Raw genomic sequence first — 19,148 nt, 5'->3', positions numbered from 1 at the left:
TCATTCAAATAAATGTTTGAATAATAAAAGAAATGAGGTATAATATATTCAAACGGAAATTTGAATATGAAAGGGGGATAATGAATGAGTAAGAAAGATACATGTGAAATTTATTGTTATGACGAAGAAAAAGTCAATCGAATACAAGGGGAATTGCAAAAGAAGATATATCCAGTGTTGTCCTGTTGTTTAAAGCACTGGCAGATGAAAATAGGGCAAAATTGCCTATTCACTTTGCCAAGATGAAGAGTTATGTGTATGTGATATTGCCAATATCATTGGGGCTTCTGTTGCAACCACTTCCCATCATTTACGGACTCTTTATAAACAAGGGATTGTAAAGTATCGAAAAGAAGGAAAGCTAGCATTTTATTCGCTGGATGATGACCATATTAAGCAGTTAATCATGATTGCGTTAGCACATGATAAAGAGGTGAAAGTCCGTGTCTGAACAACAAGCAAAATTATCTAAATCAGAAGCGAAAACCTACCGTGTTCAAGGATTTACTTGTGCAAACTGTGCGGCAAAGTTTGAAAATAATGTAAAATCATTGCCAGGTGTTCAAGATGCTAAAGTAAACTTTGGAGCATCTAAAATTACCGTTTGGGGTACAACAACCATCGAAGAATTAGAAAAAGCAGGAGCTTTTGAAAACTTAAAGGTTCGGGAAGATAAAGAAAAAGCAGTCAAGCGTGAACCTTTTTGGAAGCAAAAAGAGAACATTAAAGTGTATATTTCCGCCGTTTTGCTTGTGATCAGTTGGTTTTTAGGGAAGCAATACGGAGAAGAGCATATCTTTGCGACAATTGGATATGCTGCAGCAATTTTAATCGGTGGATATTCGTTATTTATAAAAGGTTTCAAAAACCTAGTTCGATTGAATTTTGATATGAATACGCTGATGACAGTGGCGATTTTAGGAGCTGCAGCGATTGGTGAATGGGGAGAAGGTGCAACGGTTGTTATTCTATTCGCCATTAGCGAAGCCTTAGAGCGTTATTCCATGGATAAAGCTCGTCAATCCATTGAATCGTTGATGGATATTGCTCCAAAAGAAGCATTAATTCGTCGCGGAAATGAAGAAATGATGGTCCCTGTTGACGATATTCAAGTCGGAGATATTATGATCGTAAAGCCTGGTCAGAAATTAGCGATGGATGGAATCGTCATCAAGGGTACATCTACGCTAAATCAGGCTGCCATTACGGGAGAAAGTGTTCCAGTAACCAAAACAGTCGGTGATGAAGTCTTTGCAGGAACATTGAATGAAGAAGGGTTATTGGAAGTAAAAGTTACAAAACGAGTGGAAGATACAACTCTTTCGAAAATCATCCATTTAGTGGAAGAAGCTCAAGCAGAACGAGCACCTTCTCAAGCGTTTGTAGATCGTTTTGCCAAATACTATACACCAGCCATTATCATTTTTGCTCTTTTACTAGCCGTTATTCCTCCATTATTTATGGGTGCTGATTGGAGCGAATGGATTTATCGAGGTCTAGCTGTATTAGTGGTTGGTTGTCCGTGTGCGCTGGTTATTTCCACGCCTGTTTCGATTGTAACTGCCATTGGAAATGCAGCGAAAAACGGTGTGTTAATTAAAGGTGGTATTTATTTAGAGGAAGCAGGAAACTTAAAAGTGATTGCTTTTGATAAAACAGGAACATTAACAAAAGGTATTCCTTCCGTCACCGATGTAGTCACTTATAATGGCAATGAAAATGAACTAATGACCATTACAGCAGCCATTGAAAAAGGCTCACAACATCCACTTGCTTCCGCCATTATAAGAAAAGCAGAAGAAGATGGATTGAATTTTAATGATGTATCGGTTGAAGAATTCCAATCCATTACAGGTAAAGGGGTCAAAGCCAAAGTAAATAACGCAATGTATTATGTCGGAAGTCCAGGTCTTTTTGAAGAACTTCTTCCAAATGGCATCCAATCAGAAATAAAAGAACAAATTACAACCCTTCAAATACAAGGGAAAACGGTCATGGCATTAGGAACGGAAAAAGAAATTCTGGCGTTAATTGCCGTGGCAGACGAAATAAGAGAATCATCCAAAGAGGTTATTCGAAAACTTCATCAAGTCGGTATTGAAAAAACGGTGATGCTGACGGGAGATAACCAAAGAACAGCCGAAGCCATCGGAAAACAAGTCGGTGTTTCCGATATTAAAGCCGATTTACTTCCAGAAGATAAACTGAATTTCATCAAAGAGCTTCGCGACAAGTATCGAAGTGTTGCGATGGTTGGAGATGGTGTGAACGATGCACCAGCTCTTGCAGCTTCAACCGTTGGTGTGGCAATGGGTGGTGCTGGAACCGATACAGCCCTTGAAACAGCCGATATTGCTTTAATGTCTGATGATTTAAGTAAATTGCCATATACGATTAAATTGAGCCGCAAGGCTTTAGCAATTATTAAGCAAAACATTACCTTCTCTTTGGGCATTAAGGTGCTGGCGTTATTGTTAATTGTACCTGGTTGGTTAACGTTATGGTTAGCGATATTTGCGGATATGGGAGCAACATTAATCGTAACATTAAACAGCATGCGATTGCTAAATGTGAAAGAATAATGCAATAGTTGAAGAAGACACACAAAAAGACCGAATTTATTTCGGTCTCAGACTGTTGACAAAATGGGTTTCAGACGAATGTCTGAAACCCATTTTGTTCCATAAATAGACTATGTTTTCAAAAAAAGTGGGTAGGATGGGAAGCCATGCAAAGGAAAAGAAAGGGCGGTGCTTCGCCTTCCATAGGTAATTCGCCAGTTTTTTTAAATTCATGGCAGCACAAACAAGCATCGCCTGCGCCTCATTTTTTTCCAATCCCCGGTAATGCGTCCAGCGCAGACCATGCTTCTCTTTCATATCGGCGAAATCCCGTTCAATCGTCTCTTTTCGGAGGGCATAGAGTTCCCGGTATTCCGGAACATACCGCAAATGCTCTGCTTCTTCATAGTAGTCCTGCCATACGTGGCGAGTGACTACTTTGGTGTAGCTCTTGCTTTGCGTGCACTGATGAAGATACGGACAGCTTCGGCACACCGCCGGGTCCGATTTGTATTCCCGGTACCCTTCCCGATTCGTAGTAGAGTAAGATAGAACTTGATCATTGGGGCATAGATAACAATCAAAATATTCGTCATACACAAAATCTGATTTCCGAAAGAATCCATCTTTTGTTTTCGGGCGAGTGTACGGCCAAATCGGCTTTACCCCTTGTTCGAGTAAATACTTGGCAATGGCAGGAGTTTTATATCCTGCGTCTACACACACGGCTTCCGGACATGATTGGATTTCCCGTTTCACTCGTTCGAACAGCACAAAAAACGCTTGACTGTCATAGACGTTGGCTGCCGTCACGTAGGTCTGTAGAATCCATCCGTTGCGATCACAAGCTGTATGATACGAATAGGCAAACACTCGCTCCCGTTCATTTTTCACCAACAGTCCGCTCTCCGGATCCGTTTTGCTTACTTTTACTTCCCGTTTTTTTTTTTCTCAGATGGCAACGGCGATTTTCCATGAGCGATCCGATCCCGTTCGATTTCTTTTTCGAGTTCCTGTTGGTAGGCTTTGGCTTCGACTTCTGCCATTTCCGTTGTAAACTTCTTTTTATTGGCGCTTGCTTTGACATGAGTGGAGTCTACGTACAAGACACTCGAATCTACCAATCCGTGTTCAAAGGCTTCTTTTAAAATCCGTGAAAAAATTTGATGGAATACATCCGTTCCAGCGAAACGACGCGCATAGTTTTTACTTGGCGTCGAGTGATGAGGAACGGGATCATGAAGACTAAGTCCTAAAAACCAACGGTAGGCGACGTTGGTTCGGATTTGTTCGACGGTTTCACGCATGGAGCGAATCCCAAATACATACTGAATCAAATACATTTTAAACAACATCACTGGATCAATGCTCGGACGTCCATGATCAGGAGAGTAGAGATCTTTCACCACATCATAGATAAAAGAAAAATCAATGGCCGCATCCAGCTTTCTTACCAAGTGATCCTCTGGAACCAGATCATCCAGTTTCACCGTGGTTTCGGTATAGCGCCCATCTTCTTGGTGTGGCCGAAGCATCGTTCCTTTCCTCCATTTCTCCCTCGTCTTACCTTCATAATAAAACAGCTTGTCGACTTTGTCGACAAGCTGAGACCGAATTTATTTCGGTCTTTTTGTGTGGTTTAAAAATCAACATTGAAATTTAACAAAGCCCTGATTAAAGGTAAAGTCCAAATTATTGTGTAAATTCCCCTTTGATAGACAACATGGACCTGATGACTTGACGTATGGTAGGTAAGACCGGAAAGTCTCCCTGCCGGTCGCCTTCCCGGACAAATGATCATGTTGTCAAGGAACAGGCGTGTCAAGGAGCTTTCGCGGCATATCCTCGCTTCGCTCCGGTATTCCACGTTCTCCTTGACACGGCGTAGAGGTTATCCCACTCTCTTGATCGCCGGAGCCTCCTGATTCACCGATCGGACTCCTTGCTCTTTCGTTTTCCGCCACTGCCAATATTCAGCCATATCCAAGTATTTGCGCCCTGACATCCATTTTTCATCGATTTCGATCAACACGGCACCAACGAGGCGATACACCGATTCCCGGTTCGGAAAGATGCGGATGACCCGTTCTCTGCGGCGAATTTCTTCGTTCAGCCGTTCCACTCCGTTGGTCGTGCGCAGGCGCCGCCGGTAACGGTCCGGATAGTCCAATACGGCGGTGGCGTCTTCGAATCCCTCTTCGAGGATTTGCATGGCTTTTGGGGCTTTTTCTTCCCATTTGGCCAGCACTTGTTCCAATAACAGCCGGGCCGTTTGCTTATTTGGAGCATGAAGAATCCCACGAATCTCCTCGAGCAAGGCATCCTGCATATACTTTGGTGCGGCATCGAGGATATTACGAATAAAATGTGTCTGGCATCGTTGCCATGTAGCGCCTTGGAAATGCTTTTCAATGGCTTGCACCAGCCCACCGTGCTGATCCGAGATGATCAAGTCCACTCCCCGGAGTCCCCGGTCTTTCAGCCATCCGAAGAACTCGCTCCAGCTGGACTCCGATTCACTGTTTCCGATTTGCAGGCCAAGAATTTCTCGATATCCTTCCTCATTCACTCCTGTAGCGATCAACACGGCTCTGGAGCGTACTCGTCCATCCTCCCGGACTTTCGTATAAATAGCATCTACTAGCACAAACGGATACACGTGTTCATGAAGGGAACGATAATTCCAGTCTTGGATAATCGGATCCAGTCCCTTGCACAGTGAGGAGACCGTGGATTTGGAAAACGAAGTGCCGCATAATTCCTCCGTGATTTGAGTGATTTTTCGGGTAGACACCCCGTTTACCACCATTTCCATTAGTGCCAGTACCAGTGCTTGTTCGCTCCGTTGATACCGTTGGAACAGTTCCGTAGAGAACTCCCCATCTCTTGTCCGTGGAACGCGCAAGGTCAACCGTCCCACCCGGGTCGTCAGCTGGCGTGGATACGAACCGTTTCGATAGCCTTTTCGTTCTTCCGTTCGTTCATAACGGCGAGCTCCCAGCTGTTCTTCTACTTGTGCCTCGAGGATTTGATTGAGGACTTGTTCCAATAGCTTAGCTAATCCCTCATCTCTGGTGAATAACCCGTGCAAAAGTTCATCATTTAGGGTAATATGATATTGAGCCATGGTTGCATTCCTCCTTATGTTTGGTGTTTTTGGTCCACTGTTTATTCTACCAAAGGGGAAGCAACATGGCTCTTTTTCTATTTCCCTTTTTACACAATTATATGGACTTAACTCGATGCTTGAGGAACTAAAAGTCAAGAAACAATTATGTTTTCATTTTGTAATATAATTACTAATTCTATGAAACATAATTGTTACATTTTATTGATATTCTATTGTTGCGAATTTAAGCAAGGGGAAGAAATTAAGTATAAGTAAGGGGGGCAGTATCTTAAAAAAATTACTATTATACCCGTGGTGCTAGTTGAGCGTTAGAACTCAACTAGCCCTAGTGTGACCAGCGAATAGGCTAACAATATGCCGTCGAGCGCTACTTCAAATCCGATCATGGAATTCGCTCGAATCTCTGTGATCCGGTATTGGTTAACCAGAACCGAGAACACCGTCTCGATCACTTTGCGTTTTTGTTGGATCCATTTCTCCCATGCCTCGGACGAGTAATGTTTCTGGTTTTTTCGAGACGGAGTCCAAAGCGCCATTTGGTACTCTTCGTACAGCCTTTTTTGCAACTCACGGCTAATGAATCCTTTGTCCCCGAAGTTATAGGGATGAGGAATTTGAGTCATCACGCTTTCAGCGGCGATACGATCATGGCAGGATGCTTCCGTCACCACATAGCCCATGGGCAACCCTTGATCGGTCACTTGAAGGTGCAGCTTCAACCCATAGTACCATTGTTTTTTTGAAGCGCAATACTCGATGTCTGCGATCTCTTGAAACCGTTTGACGCGATGCATTCTTGCGGTATGGCACAACGGGAGCGGCAAGCTGTCGACGACGGCATAGGCATGATGTTGGCCGCGTTTTGCCAGCTCATGGCGGATCCATTTGATGGCGAAGCGCAGCGCTCGACAACGGCGGTTGTATCGGGAACGTTCGAGAAACGAGCCGTTTGTGAACAAATTTCCAGTGACAAAGCGATGCCATGCCCGTTCGGATGTAAAACCGAGCAACTTTCCTAAATATGAATCGCGATGACCACGGCGTCTTCCTGTTTGACCAAATGGCGGTTGCGGCGCTGCAGGTACATCTGAATCGATGACAGTTGGGCAGAGACAAAAAAGAAAATGGCGGCATATTGCTTTTGAATCTTGGCTCGATCTGTAGTAAAATGAAAGTGCTCTTGCATAGGGATTCTCCTTTTCAATGTTTGATCGCACTTTCATTTTAAGGAGATCCTCATGCAAGGGCTATTTTTATGCTTGTTTGAGTTTATCTAGCACCACGGGTATAATATAATACTTACTTAATTTCATGAATTCGTTTGGATATATAAAAAGTAAATTTTGTGACAGGCGTGTTGATTATCCAATAAAATCCAAAGGGTATAGAAAAAAGAGCACCTTTCCTGTAGAATGTGAGTAGCGACACAAACAAACCCAGGAGGTGCTCTCTATGAACAAGCATACCACACTCCCGAATTTGATGCAAAAACTTGTTTCGGATGAAGAGATTCAACTGATTGCCGAAGCGGTTGGGTATCGTGATTCGTCTCGAACCTTTACGTTGCGCGAGTTGATTCACTTCTTCCTGCTGGCCGCCATGCATCAATGGAAAAGCTTTCGCCACGGAGCCGATGTGGGGCCTCTGTATGGATTGCCGCGATTCCATTATTCAACTGTATCCAAGAAAGCGAAAGAAGTTCCCTATGACATCATGAAACGCTTGTTGGCGTTGATCATTTCCAAGTGCAACCGCCAAACCCGCCGTTCGCTTCGGTTTCCCAAACCGCTTCGGGTGGTGGATTCGACGACCGTCACGGTCGGGAAAAACCGCCTGCCATGGGCGCCGTATCACGGCGAACGCGCCGGAGTGAAGCTGCACGTCGCGTATTCGCCGGAATCCTCGTTGCCGGCAGACGTGGTGGAAACCATCGGACTGCGTCATGATGGCCCGGTGGGAGAACAGTTGACGAACGCTCAACAAGTGCTGGTGGAAGACCGGGCGTATTTCAAAATCGAACGCCTCGATCGATTTGTGGAGCAGCATCAGCTCTTTGTCATTCGGATGAAGGACAACATCGAACTTCATCAGAAAAAAAGCTTGAAACGCCTTTCCAGCACATCCTCATCGGTTCAAGCCGACTTCACGTGCCAGTTGGGGACGAAACAATGCCGCTCCACCAAGCGTCACCGGGTGGTGATCTTTCGAGATGCGAATGGCCGCGACATTCGGGTCGTGACGAACCTCTTCCATGCGTCTGCGGAAACCATTGCCGACATGTACCAACAACGTTGGACTGTTGAGGTCTTTTTCCGTTGGGTGAAGCAATATCTGAATGTCCCGACCTTGTTTGGCACGACGGAAAATGCGGTATACAACCAACTGTTTGCGGCGTTCATCGCGTATGTGTTGCTGCGATGGCTGTATGATCAAACCAAAAAACAGACGAACGTCTCTCTTTCCTTCATTTCGTTCGTTCGCCGTTTTTTCTCTGGGCAGCTTCCTCTCGATTGGAAATCCGGGATGGCCGCTGCTTTGTTTGAGTATGCCCAAATTTATGGAAGGCGTATGTCTAATTTTGGATAATCAACACTCGTGATTTTGTGATTTTATCTTCGCAGCAGAGGAAATCAAAGAGGCAGACAGTGAGCCTTTTCTTTCTAGATCCACGTGTACCGCCCTTCAATAAAACATATAGAGCCAGTCTCCACATTATTTTTCCAATTCATCAACGAGGTCTAAAGTCATAAAATATCTGCATTCCTGCCTAAAACGCACTGATTTTCTAGTTCTTTTTACTTAAATTTGGATATAATTACATTTTTTATTGAACATTTTGTCATCATATGATACGTATAGAGAGAATGGAGATAATTGGGAAAGGGGAACATCATTTGCTTAAGAGATGGAGGAACTTGTTGCTATTGACGTTGATATTAATAGGGGGGTGTGAGATGGATTCGAAGGCTCATCCGGAGAAGTTGCCGAACACGGTGGCATTTCAAGACGAGTTTACTCGAGGATTTATGGTCTCGCCAAAAGAAGTGAAGGAAGGGTATTACTTATTCAAGTCGAAAACCGGCGGATTTACGATGCTGTATCCGAAAAAATGCAATAATGGACAAAATGTATTATGAAAAACATAAAGATTATTTCGAAGATATTAATTTCGGAGAAAGTAACAAGAAAGAGAATATTGCTTATTTTGTAAGGATAACATATGAAAATAAAGCAATAACTAATAACATTGATACGAATTTAAAATTATTATCTAATTCTGTTAACTACAATGGGCATTATACAGAATTTCAATATGAAGATAAGATATTCTACTATGCTAAAAATGAAAAACTTCTAAGTAATGGAAAAAGTAAAGCTTATACATTTTTTAGTTATATAAAGTCTAATAAAAGTAATCAAGGAATAGAGTTTATTTACGGAGTGTCATGTTTGAATTTTAAACAAAAATGTAATATTGACCTAACAAAGGAAGAAAAAAATGCTAAGAAGTTTATGAAATCCATTGAATTCCTGCATTAAGTGAACCTGGGGGGCGAAGGAGTTGTGTCAAATGAAGAAGTACTAAATACGGATATATTGCGTGCGCGGATTATGAATGTAGAATATCAAAATCTTACCATTGGAGAAATCAAAAGAGAAATCAAAAGAATTTATATCGAAGAGACGGGAAAAGAGCCGCCCGCTCACATTGCTATTTATCGCTCTGATGATTTTAAAGATTTCAGGCATATTGATTCTGGTTTTGATGGAACAGCGATTCATTTTTATGATGAGGAGAAGGGAATCAATCAAGCGTATATCATTACAAGAGGAAGCGAAGCATCAGAGAAAGATACATGGAAACCCCTTGATTGGTTTTATAATACTTTTGGTATTTTCGTGGGGCAAGACAAAAGCCAATATAGAGATGCCATGCATTTCGACGAAATAGTAACTAAAAAAATAGATGAAGACTTGGAAAAGAATAAATGTGATAAAAAAGTAAAGTTAAAGAAAATAGGACTAGGACATTCTTTGGGTGGAAACTTAATTGCTACTATCCAGTTAACAACAAAGGAGTATGAGCAAGTATATGTAATTAATGATGCTCCGCCTAGTTATTATCAATTAGCAAAAATAGATGTTGATTTTTGGTATGATTTAGCCGAAAGATTTAACTTAAATCCTTTGAACTACAACTCTATATACACCCTTCCCCCTTCCGAGCTCAAAGCCTTTGCGGAAGAGTACTACAAAAAGCAAATCGACGAGCGTTCGATTCATCATCTGACCGCCCAAGAGGATCTATTGTATGCGGTGAGCGGGGTGCGGGGGTTCATCGATATCGGAAGCCGCCGGGTCATTGATACGAACAAGGATTTTACTAGTATCAAAGATTTGGTTTCAAAAATATCAGATAAAGATGTTAGGGCCATTCAAGTGTATTTATCGCAATATTCCGATGTTTACAATGAAAAAGGGTTTGATGGGATCGTTCAGGCGATGACGGGGGTCGATATCGCTTTTATTGAGTCGCTTCAGGGCTATGATAGCATGGACTACGTGTGGCATGCAGGAGACATTGTCTCGAAAGCGAATCATATGCTCGACGATATGAAAGTGAAAATTCCGGAACTCATGAAGAACGTGGCGATTTTGTATAAAAATTTGGATCCAATATTCAGCGTTTTCGTGGAGTTGGGCTATGTTACTCCAGAAGAAAAGAAAACGGTTTTGAGCGAAGTCAAGGGAATTGAAAAGGATGTCGCATCGATTCAACAACTGCTTCGCAAAACATGGAATTGGAGAATGGCCATTCCATTCCTTACTCCATTGGTAACTGATGACATTCTTCAATGGAAAGCTAGTATTGAGGTGTTATTCCAGATTCGGGATAAGGTATTGGACATCTTAAAACGCCTTCAAATCATCCAAGAAAATACGGCGAATCTTCAAAAAGCCATCACCATGAGCGTGGATGCCCATACCTTGAACGAAGTCATCACGGCTCTCGCCCGTTCGAAAGGCAGAACGTATGATGAGTATGGAAATTTAATCTTCATCAAGAAAGTGGGAGAACACGAGATCCGGATGAATCTTTCCTCCGCCGTAAGAATATATCAGAAAGGACTACAAATCTTGGAAGAAAAAGAAGCGGTATTACATGAGATGAAGCAGCGTTATTTCGATGAATATGTAGAAGATTTTGAAATGCAAAAACGAAAACTGATGAAGAAAATCGAGGACATGGAACAAAACCCGTGGGCCTATCAGCATTTATTGGGGCATTTTACCTACGATGCCGACCAAGTGTATGTGTTACGCCGCATTGATGTCCATGAGTTTATTCCGCCGTTGGATCCGATGATTCCGCATATCTTTGAAACGATGTTCTCGTACTATGAACTGGAAATTTCCAAAGGAAAAGAACTCATTGCAACCATCAAAAAATCGTTTGAGGAGTTTTTTGAGCAGGACCAAAATGTGTCCAAGATATTTGATTTGCGATATGGATAAAGAGGGATATTTTGTATGGGACAATTGAATATGTTCTATCATTTTGATGTAGAGCAGGATTTCATGTATAAAGCGAACACGTTTATTCAACAATTAAATAGAATGAGTGAATTGGATGCGGAATTGGTTCATTTGATTCATCATGAAATGAAAGATGATAGGGGACAAATCATCAACAAAACCAATGAAGCGATAGAACAGTATCAAAAAAACAATCAATCGCACAATGATATGTATAAAAACTCCATGCGCACCGCTGCTTGGCGGTACACACACATGATTAACGACATGAGAGGACAAAATATCACCTTGTATTATGATGTCGTCACACGGGAAAAGAAAAGGTAAACTAGGGGATTAATGAACATCAGCCCTGCCTATTCTCATACATTTCTCCTATATTCCATTTTCTGGTACCGTCAAGAATTTTGTGTAATGTAAGATAGATAGGGTATCTCTGAAATGGATTTGGAATGGATAGGGAACCGGTTTCCTTCACACAAGAGACTGAATATTCAGTCTCTTGTGTGGAAAGGGAGAATCCCCTTATTTTGTTTATTTACAATATTTGGTTAACAATAACGTTCTTCAAACATTCGTTGAAGAGCTTCATGCGCTTCGGCAAATCCTCGCAACTTTCGCCCTGCCCATTTCTCGTTAAAGTCCTGTATCGTCAAATATACGACTTTTTCAGCGGCTTCTAAACTGCTCAAACTGTTCATCGGTTTTAGGCGTTTCCGAATCTCCTTGATCGTTCGTTCGATGGCATTGGTCGTATAAATCACACTTCGAATACTGCTTGGATAGTCCATAAAGGTGAGAAGGACATCCAACTCATTTGCCCAAGATTGGACTTCCCTTGGGTATTTGTGAGACCATTTGGATTGAAACTGTTGAAACATCTCCAATGCGATTTCTTTATTCGGAGAACGATAAATGAGTTTCAGGTCCTCCGCCATTTCGAATTGATCTTTTTTCCGAACACGGCTGAGGGTGTTGCGGACTTTGTGCACGACACAGCGCTGCACATCGGCTTTCGGATACACCGCCTTAAAGGCTTCCTCCAATCCCGGAAGGCCATCGAAGACGCCAAGAAGCACTTCCTTGACGCCTCTTTTGTAGAGCTGTTGGAGAATCTCCTGCCATACATAGGCGCTTTCTTGTCCTCCTACGAAGAAATCAAGAATTTCACGATACCCTTCTTCGTTCACCCCCAATACCACATAAATAACTTCTTTCTCTACCGTATCCCGGCGAAGTTTCACGTACAAGCCGTCCAAATATAAGACCGAATAACGCTGGTGTAGTGGACGAGCGTGCCATTTCTCGATGTCTTCCTTCACGACATCGGTAATCCGGCTGATCGTCGCAGGAGAATAGGTGCTTCCTAGAATTCGTTCGATAAACTTGCCAATTTCACGCGTACTCATGCCACTTTGATACATCCTAATGATGGCTTCCTCCAGCCAGCCGGTGTGGCGTTGATAAGGGGCAAACAACTGTGTTTGAAATTCCCCGTTTCGGTCTCTTGGAACCAAAAGACCCTCAATCCGGCCATATTGCGTATCTAGATTTCGCTGATAGTAGCCGTTTCTCATATTTGGCGTTCCAGCCTGTTCGATTTCGAGGAAATGTTTAATTTCTTCCCGCATAATCAGCTCTAATTTTTCTTTTACAAACTGACGAATGGCATTTTCCAGTTGATTTGCCCAGTCGACATTCGGTATACTTCTTTTAGACATAGGTAGGGTACTCCTTTCTCTGGAATGTGTTGTGGTCCAAATCAGAGAATACCCTACCTTTTTTCTTTTGTTCTAGCAAAATGCTTTACACAAAATTTTATACATCATCGTATGAAAAAAGAGGATATATGTCCTTATACTGAACATAATATCCTCTAATCATTATAGTATAGTTAAAAAAGCATCGGAAAAGGAATTACATTACTGCGCGACTACTGGCGGGAAAACGAAATTTTAACAGTTGTGTTGGAACTTTGCGAGGAAGTGGCAAAACAGGCGCGTGAAATCGGTAAAGTAGGACGCACCGTTTCGTTTAGCGTGCGCTATTCGCATAATGAAGGAGGATTCCATCAGTCCGTCACCCTTGATACCGCTACAAACTTAACGATGGACATCTACCGCGTCTGCAAGCGGATTTTCCATAAGTTTTATGACGGACGAAGCGTGCGCGTCATTCATGTATCCCTTGAAAACTTGATGGATGAGGAAAGTTTGCAGCTGTCCCTTTTTGAAGACAGAACAAAAGAACGCGCCCTTGCCAAAGCAATGGACGCAATCCGCGATAAATTTGGTCCCAACGCGCTATTGCGTGCCGTCAGTTACACGCCTGGAAGCGTCGCCCGCATCCGCAACGGCTATATAGGAGGACATCAGTCATGAACCATCGCGATCGAGGAATCATCAAATATTCTCCCTTGATGGTGTTGCAAAACTAGAGTAAAAACTCGAAGTTATGCATAAGGATGCAACATAACACATGCAGTACATATCGATGAAATCCATACCATCTTGGCTGTTCCAACCCGTCACTCTTTAACTCATTAAATACTCGTTCAATCTCACGACGAAGTCCAAACAGCCATTGGCCAAATCTCGTTTTCAAAAAGACAGGAAGAACCCGGCCATAGGCATCTTTTCGTTCCTCGCTATTGCGGCGGTTGATAGGGGAAATGAATAGGATTCCTGACTGCTCTGCTGTTTGACGAACCTTTTCACTGTCATACGCGGCATCGCCCAATACAAATTCGATATCCCACTGCTTTAAAGAAACAAGCAATTCTGGTGCTACTGCCGCATCATTTCGATTCGCTGTGGTCAACACATGAGATAAAATGATTCCCTCGGCGGTGGTGCAGAGATGGAGTTTATATCCTTTAAACCAGTGATATCGGGTGGACACTCCCCACTTCGCCTGTGAATCGTAAAGACTGCTTCGAAGGGCCGTGCTGTCGATCAGCACGATTTGCGGATAACGTACTTCTAGATCTTTGAGCAGCTGTGCATGAAAAACAGGAAATCCTTGTTCCCGGAACCACTTCGCCGCACGGGAAAACGTAGAAAGGTGAGGGACTTCACCAAGCCCACAGGCCCGTTGAAAACAGCGAAAACGCTGCAGGATGCGCACTAATTTTCGCAAGGAATCAATGGAAAAATAGGTTTTCAAAAAGAAACATTTCAACAACGATTTTTTCGACACCGGCGGTCTTCCTGTCACATACGGTGTTTCCGGCAATGATAGCGAGTCGATATACCGAAATAATGCTTCTAAAATTGGGTCAATTTCATAAGTCCATGCATGTTCGCTGTTCCAATTGGAAATCATAATAGTGTCCACCCCTTGGAGAGTTGTTTTTTTGGTCACTGTATATGATTTCCAAGGTGGTGGATTTTTTATGTGCATTTATGCATTCGTTATGCGTTTTGCAACACGTTCTTCCAACACGTTCTTCCAACTTTAACCGAAGAACATCGTATCTGAGTTGGTTATTTAGGCCTCAATGGTATCAGTGGATAAAAATTTATATTTAAATCAACAGCTGTCCACATAAAATTTTAGCTTAAATCTATCGCGTTGGTTCTAAAAACATTATTTCGTAAAAATGAATATAAACGAAAAACCCCAAAACCTTTGTAGTTCAAGGGTTTTGGGGTTTTTACATGTTGAACTATAGAACCTGGCTTTATTAACGCGAGTAGAACTCAACGATGAGCGCTTCGTTAATTTCTGCCGGCAGTTCAGAACGCTCCGGCAAGCGAGTGTACGTGCCTTCCAGTTTTTCTGGATCGAACGTCAAATAATCTGGAACGAAGTTGTTCACTTCGATCGCTTCTTTAATGACTTGCAAGTTGCGCGATTTTTCGCGGACAGCGATCGTTTGTCCCGGTTTTACGCGGTAAGACGGGATGTTGACGCGGCTGCCGTCAACTAAAATGTGACCGTGCGTCACGAGCTGACGAGCTTGACGGCGCGTACGAGCCAACCCTAAACGATAAACGAGGTTGTCCAAGCGCGATTCAAGCAAAATCATGAAGTTTTCGCCGTGTTTACCCGGCATTTTGCCCGCTTCGTCAAACGTTTTGCGGAATTGGCGCTCGTTGACGCCGTACATATGGCGCAGCTTTTGTTTTTCTTGGAGCTGCAAACCGTACTCCGACAATTTTCTCCGTTGGCCTGGGCCATGTTGACCAGGCGGATACGGACGTTTTTGCAATTCTTTCCCCGTGCCGCTTAACGAGATGCCGAGGCGGCGGGAAATTTTCCATGTTGGGCCAGTATAACGAGCCATGTTTTGCTCCTCCTTATGCTTTTATTCCCGTAAAATAAAAGCAGACGTGCGCCAACAATTATGGCCATTTTGTTTTCATGTATCCTCGCTCTAGCAGCTAAGAGTTACACGATACACCTCGGAGCACCGAGGAACAAAATGAACCATAAAGGTGTGCACAAAGGCTGCTATATTTTACACAAAGGCTATTATATGATTTTTAAAGGGCAAAGTCAATATTTTAATTTCCTTCTTTGCTGCTTATATGATATAATAAAAGATGAAATTTTTAGAAAAAAATGCTACTCATTCTTTCGCTTTAAAGTGATGATATCAGTTCAGGTGGAAAGACAATGAAACAGGAAGAAACGAAACGATATGAATCGTTTAAGCGGGAATTTTTCCACTGGTTTTTAGCGTTTTCGGGGGATGAGCCGTTTTCTGTGGCGGCGGGCGAGCTGCTTGTGATGTTAAAAGAAGAGTTGGCGTTGCAACAAGCCGTATTGTATTTGTTTGACCCATCCTGTGACGCCTTTTGCCCAGAAGCAGCGGCAGGCAGGATGCCGGCGGCAGAATTGATCGTGGCAGAGGAAAAGCAGGAGATCGTCGTGATAGATGATGGCGGGCCGTGTATAGTTGTCCGCCTCTTTTTCCTGCTTTCTGAAGAAACACGAGCGATGCTTGAGCTTATGTATGGAAAAGAGCGCCACATCGACCGTGAATGGTTGAAAGTGCTGAGAACGGATTTGTCTTCATTGTTCCGTAAGTTGAGTGCGCTTTCGCAACGAACGAGCGAGGAGAATCGGTATGAGCAGTTGCACCGTTTTGCAGCGAAAATCCATTCCACCATGCAAATTGACGATGTGCTTGAAGAAATTATCCGCACGCTGCAAAATGTTTACCCAGCGTTTACATACCATCTCCTCTTATCGCATGATAACCATGTGTGCGGGAATTTGCCGATTAAAACGCTTGCCTTGGATGAAAGCGAGGGGCAACCGGCGGCACTGCGGGCGTTTTTGACCGGACAGGTGCAATGTGAGGAGACAGCCGCACCGCCGCGTTCAGTGCTATATGCCCCCATTAAAGGGGTGCAGGCCGTATACGGGGTGATTCAAATCATTGCTCCGTATGCCGCCCCATTTCCAAAGCGGGAAATCAATTTTATTTCGTTGTTGGCGGGAACGGCGGGAAGGGCGTTGGAAAACGCCAAACTGTATGAGCAATCGCGCCGGCTCGTTGCCGATTTGCAACTCATTAACGATACGATGCGTCAGCTGAATGCCCGGCCGCGGCTGTGTGAAGCGATCGAGTATATGGTGTCGCAAATCAAAGAATCGTTTGGCGCGGACGAGGTCGGCTTTTTCTTGTTTGCTGACGGCAAACGTGAGCTTCTTCGAGGAAGCACACCATTTTTTTATAATGACTTGTCGGCGCTGTATGTCGAATGGGTCGAAGCACGGCTTCTAAGCGGAAATGATATTCTATTTGCCGGCGATGTACGCACGTCCGATTTCGGACCGTTTCGTTCCATTATGGCGGCGCCAATGATGCAAAATAAAGAAATGAAAGGCGTCTGTATCGTGCTTGCCTATGAGACGTATCGATTCACCTTTGAGATGTTTAAACTGCTGCAATCGCTCGTCCAACACTCGACACTGGCGTTTATGAATGCGATTTTGCGCGAAGAACTTGAGAAATTGGTTGTCACCGATTATTTGACGAAGCTGTATACGCGCCGTTATTTAGATGAGGCGATCCAAAAATCGATGGAAGAGGATGCGTTAGGGTCGTTTCTTTTAATCGATATCGATAATTTTAAGCAGATCAACGATACTTATGGCCACCAAACCGGCGATGATGTGCTCGTTCAAGTGGCGAAGATGATCCGCACTAACATTCGCGATGGCGATATAGCGGCGCGCTGGGGAGGAGAAGAGCTCGCCGTCTATTTGCCAAAGGTGGCGCTTTTGGATGCGATAGCGATTGCGCGCCGCATCGTTGAAAAAGTGAGAGAGCATACGGTCCCGTCAGTGACCGTTTCATGCGGTCTTTCATCGTGGAGACGACAGGATCATGATGATGCAGAACAGCTGTTCAAACGGGCTGATGCGGCGCTGTATATGGCAAAAGAAACAGGGAAAAACGCCATCTTCGTTCATGATGGTGACCATCTATATAGAGGGTGAAAAAGGAATCCGGACAGGCGGATTCCTTCTTCGCGCTCACCGCTATTTTCGCTTATTCTGAAACGAGCACGCTGGCGAATTGCTCTAAATAGCGGCGGTCAATGTCATCAAAGCGGTTCTTGATCGGGCTGTCGATATCAAGGACACCGATGACGCGACCTTCCTTAATGAGCGGCACGACGATTTCCGATTGGGATGCGGCATCACAGGCGATATGGCCTGGGAATTGGTGCACATCGGGAACGACGACCGTCCGCCGCTCGGCAGCCGCTGTGCCGCACACGCCTTTGCCGAACGGAATGCGCACGCATGCTGGCAATCCTTGGAACGGACCGAGCACAAGCTCATCGCCATCTGCCAAATAAAACCCGACCCAGTTGATGTCGGTGAGAAACTGGTTGAGCAGGGCGGAAGCGTTCGCCAAGTTGGCGATCATGTTCGGTTCGCCGGCGATGAGCGCCTTCAGCTGCTCAATGACGAGCGCATAGTTTTCTTCGCGTGTCCCGTTGTAGGTTAGTTGATGAAACATTTGTTCGCCCTCCTTTTTGACCCATTTTATGACGACGCTTGGCGATTGTCAATCGAAAGCGCCTCGTGATCCATCACGTCCCGCCCTTGATGCAGGTCGGCTGCACGATGAGCGTCCGAGCCGTAAACGATCGGAATGCCACGCCGCCGCGCTTCAGTGATGAGGTGATTGGGCGGGTATGGCTCGAGGCAGAGCGGTTTGGCAGCGCCGGCGCCGTTATAGTCGATCTCATAGCCGAACTGCTCTATGTCATCGAGAATGGCGAGAACGAGGTCAGTCATCGGATCTGGGCACGGAAAGCGACGCCAAAACTTCCGCACAAGCGTTAGATGGCCGATGCGTTTCGGCTTATAGCGGCCCATGTCGGTGCGGATCGACTGGCGCACCGTTTCGTAATAGGTGCGGTGAACATGTTCGACGGAACCGAACAGGTGGACGATGTCGGCGAACATGTCAGCACTGTAGTCAATGCATACATATTGACCTTTGTGCGCTAAAAAATGGACCGATAAAATGCTGTCATCAAGCAGCGGTCCAACTTCATCGAGCAATCGAACCGTTTCTTCCTCCCAGCCGGGGATAAAGTCGACCTCAAGTCCGACGCGGATCGTGATGTCGTTTCGGTAGCGCGCTTTTACATCAGCCACAGCGGCTAAATAGCGTTCAAGCTGACGGCGCTCCATCGCGCTATCCCGATCCGGCGTCGGATCAACAAACCGCTCTGGCAGCGGGGCATGTTCAGTGAAGGAAATGTCGGTATAGCCGAGCACAATCGCCCGTTCCACATATTGCTCAAGTGGGTCAGGACTTCCGTGTGGACAAAACGGTGTATGAATATGGCCGTCACGCAAGGCGGTTTTCCCCCTTTCCCTTGTATCATAGCAAAAATCTTGAAGATTCTTGTAAAAAAAATAAAAATTTTGGTCAAAAAATG

Annotated in this window: 14 protein-coding genes and 3 pseudogenes; 9 read left to right on the top strand and 8 right to left on the bottom strand. The window is 44.2% G+C overall.

The features are described from left to right. Positions 1-84: 84 nt before the first annotated feature. Both IC804_RS05815 and IC804_RS05810 read left to right on the top strand, forming a co-directional pair. A pseudogene (locus tag IC804_RS05815) lies at positions 85-451 on the top strand (ArsR/SmtB family transcription factor). After that, on the top strand, positions 444-2,582 hold the full coding sequence (locus IC804_RS05810; RefSeq protein WP_011230089.1) for a heavy metal translocating P-type ATPase: 2,139 nt from the start codon (positions 444-446) through the stop codon (positions 2,580-2,582). Before IC804_RS05815 ends, IC804_RS05810 begins: the two are co-directional and overlap by 8 nt. Before the next feature lie 36 nt (positions 2,583-2,618). Here the strand turns inward: IC804_RS05810 and IC804_RS05805 are convergent. The 3 genes and pseudogenes from IC804_RS05805 to IC804_RS05795 form a co-directional block, all read right to left on the bottom strand. After that, positions 2,619-4,096: pseudogene (locus tag IC804_RS05805) on the bottom strand (IS1182 family transposase). 356 nt (positions 4,097-4,452) lie between these two features. Then, positions 4,453-5,688 carry an IS256 family transposase gene (locus IC804_RS05800; RefSeq protein ID WP_031406929.1) on the bottom strand — a complete coding sequence of 412 codons (1,236 nt, stop codon included), beginning with the start codon at positions 5,686-5,688 and terminating at the stop codon, positions 4,453-4,455. Between the two features lie 311 nt (positions 5,689-5,999). After that, positions 6,000-6,877: pseudogene (locus IC804_RS05795) on the bottom strand (IS982 family transposase). A 266-nt stretch (positions 6,878-7,143) separates the two neighbouring features. Here IC804_RS05795 and IC804_RS05790 point away from each other — a divergent pair. The 5 genes from IC804_RS05790 (at position 7,144) to IC804_RS05775 (ending at position 11,556) form a co-directional block, all read left to right on the top strand. After that, the gene (locus IC804_RS05790; RefSeq protein WP_015374614.1) at positions 7,144-8,277 is read left to right on the top strand and encodes an IS4-like element IS5377 family transposase; all 1,134 of its coding nucleotides are present in this window, start codon (positions 7,144-7,146) and stop codon (positions 8,275-8,277) included. 368 nt (positions 8,278-8,645) lie between these two features. Beyond that, positions 8,646-8,828 (top strand): hypothetical protein, encoded by a 183-nt coding sequence (locus tag IC804_RS18485; protein ID WP_223812897.1) that lies wholly within the window; start codon positions 8,646-8,648, stop codon positions 8,826-8,828. Then, a complete protein-coding gene (locus tag IC804_RS05785) occupies positions 8,809-9,231 on the top strand; it encodes a hypothetical protein (RefSeq protein WP_223812896.1) in 423 nt (140 codons plus the stop codon). Before IC804_RS18485 ends, IC804_RS05785 begins: the two co-directional genes overlap by 20 nt. A 24-nt stretch (positions 9,232-9,255) precedes the next feature. Next, positions 9,256-11,208 (top strand): DUF6792 domain-containing protein, encoded by a 1,953-nt coding sequence (locus tag IC804_RS05780; RefSeq protein ID WP_081157648.1) that lies wholly within the window; start codon positions 9,256-9,258, stop codon positions 11,206-11,208. Between the two features lie 15 nt (positions 11,209-11,223). Continuing rightward, on the top strand, positions 11,224-11,556 hold the full coding sequence (locus tag IC804_RS05775; protein ID WP_087960191.1) for a hypothetical protein: 333 nt from the start codon (positions 11,224-11,226) through the stop codon (positions 11,554-11,556). A gap of 224 nt (positions 11,557-11,780) precedes the next feature. Here the strand turns inward: IC804_RS05775 and IC804_RS05770 are convergent, their stop codons facing one another. Beyond that, complete coding sequence (locus tag IC804_RS05770; RefSeq protein WP_190300666.1) at positions 11,781-12,950, bottom strand: IS256 family transposase; 1,170 nt, start codon at positions 12,948-12,950, stop codon at positions 11,781-11,783. Between the two features lie 183 nt (positions 12,951-13,133). Between IC804_RS05770 and IC804_RS05765 the strand changes: the two genes are divergently transcribed. Further along, positions 13,134-13,610 carry a DinB/UmuC family translesion DNA polymerase gene (locus IC804_RS05765; RefSeq protein WP_223812939.1) on the top strand — a complete coding sequence of 159 codons (477 nt, stop codon included), beginning with the start codon at positions 13,134-13,136 and terminating at the stop codon, positions 13,608-13,610. Between the two features lie 52 nt (positions 13,611-13,662). Here the strand turns inward: IC804_RS05765 and IC804_RS05760 are convergent, their stop codons facing one another. Continuing rightward, the gene (locus tag IC804_RS05760; RefSeq protein ID WP_011886641.1) at positions 13,663-14,553 is read right to left on the bottom strand and encodes an ISNCY family transposase; all 891 of its coding nucleotides are present in this window, start codon (positions 14,551-14,553) and stop codon (positions 13,663-13,665) included. A 361-nt stretch (positions 14,554-14,914) separates the two neighbouring features. Beyond that, on the bottom strand, positions 14,915-15,517 hold the full coding sequence (rpsD, locus tag IC804_RS05755) for a 30S ribosomal protein S4 (RefSeq protein ID WP_008880902.1): 603 nt from the start codon (positions 15,515-15,517) through the stop codon (positions 14,915-14,917). Between the two features lie 332 nt (positions 15,518-15,849). Here rpsD and IC804_RS05750 point away from each other — a divergent pair, with 332 nt between their 5' ends. Further along, entirely contained in the window at positions 15,850-17,685 is a 1,836-nt protein-coding gene (locus IC804_RS05750; RefSeq protein ID WP_081157356.1) for a sensor domain-containing diguanylate cyclase, read from the top strand. Between the two features lie 52 nt (positions 17,686-17,737). Here the strand turns inward: IC804_RS05750 and IC804_RS05745 are convergent, their stop codons facing one another. Beyond that, the gene (locus IC804_RS05745; protein WP_008880899.1) at positions 17,738-18,214 is read right to left on the bottom strand and encodes a GAF domain-containing protein; all 477 of its coding nucleotides are present in this window, start codon (positions 18,212-18,214) and stop codon (positions 17,738-17,740) included. Positions 18,215-18,240: 26 nt separating this feature from the next. Next, positions 18,241-19,065, bottom strand: a complete 825-nt coding sequence (gene hisJ, locus IC804_RS05740) for a histidinol-phosphatase HisJ (protein ID WP_081157357.1) — start codon at positions 19,063-19,065, stop codon at positions 18,241-18,243. Between the last annotated feature and the right edge of the window lie 83 nt (positions 19,066-19,148).

The sequence above is a fragment of the Geobacillus sp. 47C-IIb genome (assembly GCF_014679705.1).
GTDB lineage: Bacteria > Bacillota > Bacilli > Bacillales > Anoxybacillaceae > Geobacillus > Geobacillus thermodenitrificans.
The sequence above is the reverse complement of the archived record's forward strand: the minus strand, read 5'-3'. Positions and strand labels throughout refer to the sequence as shown.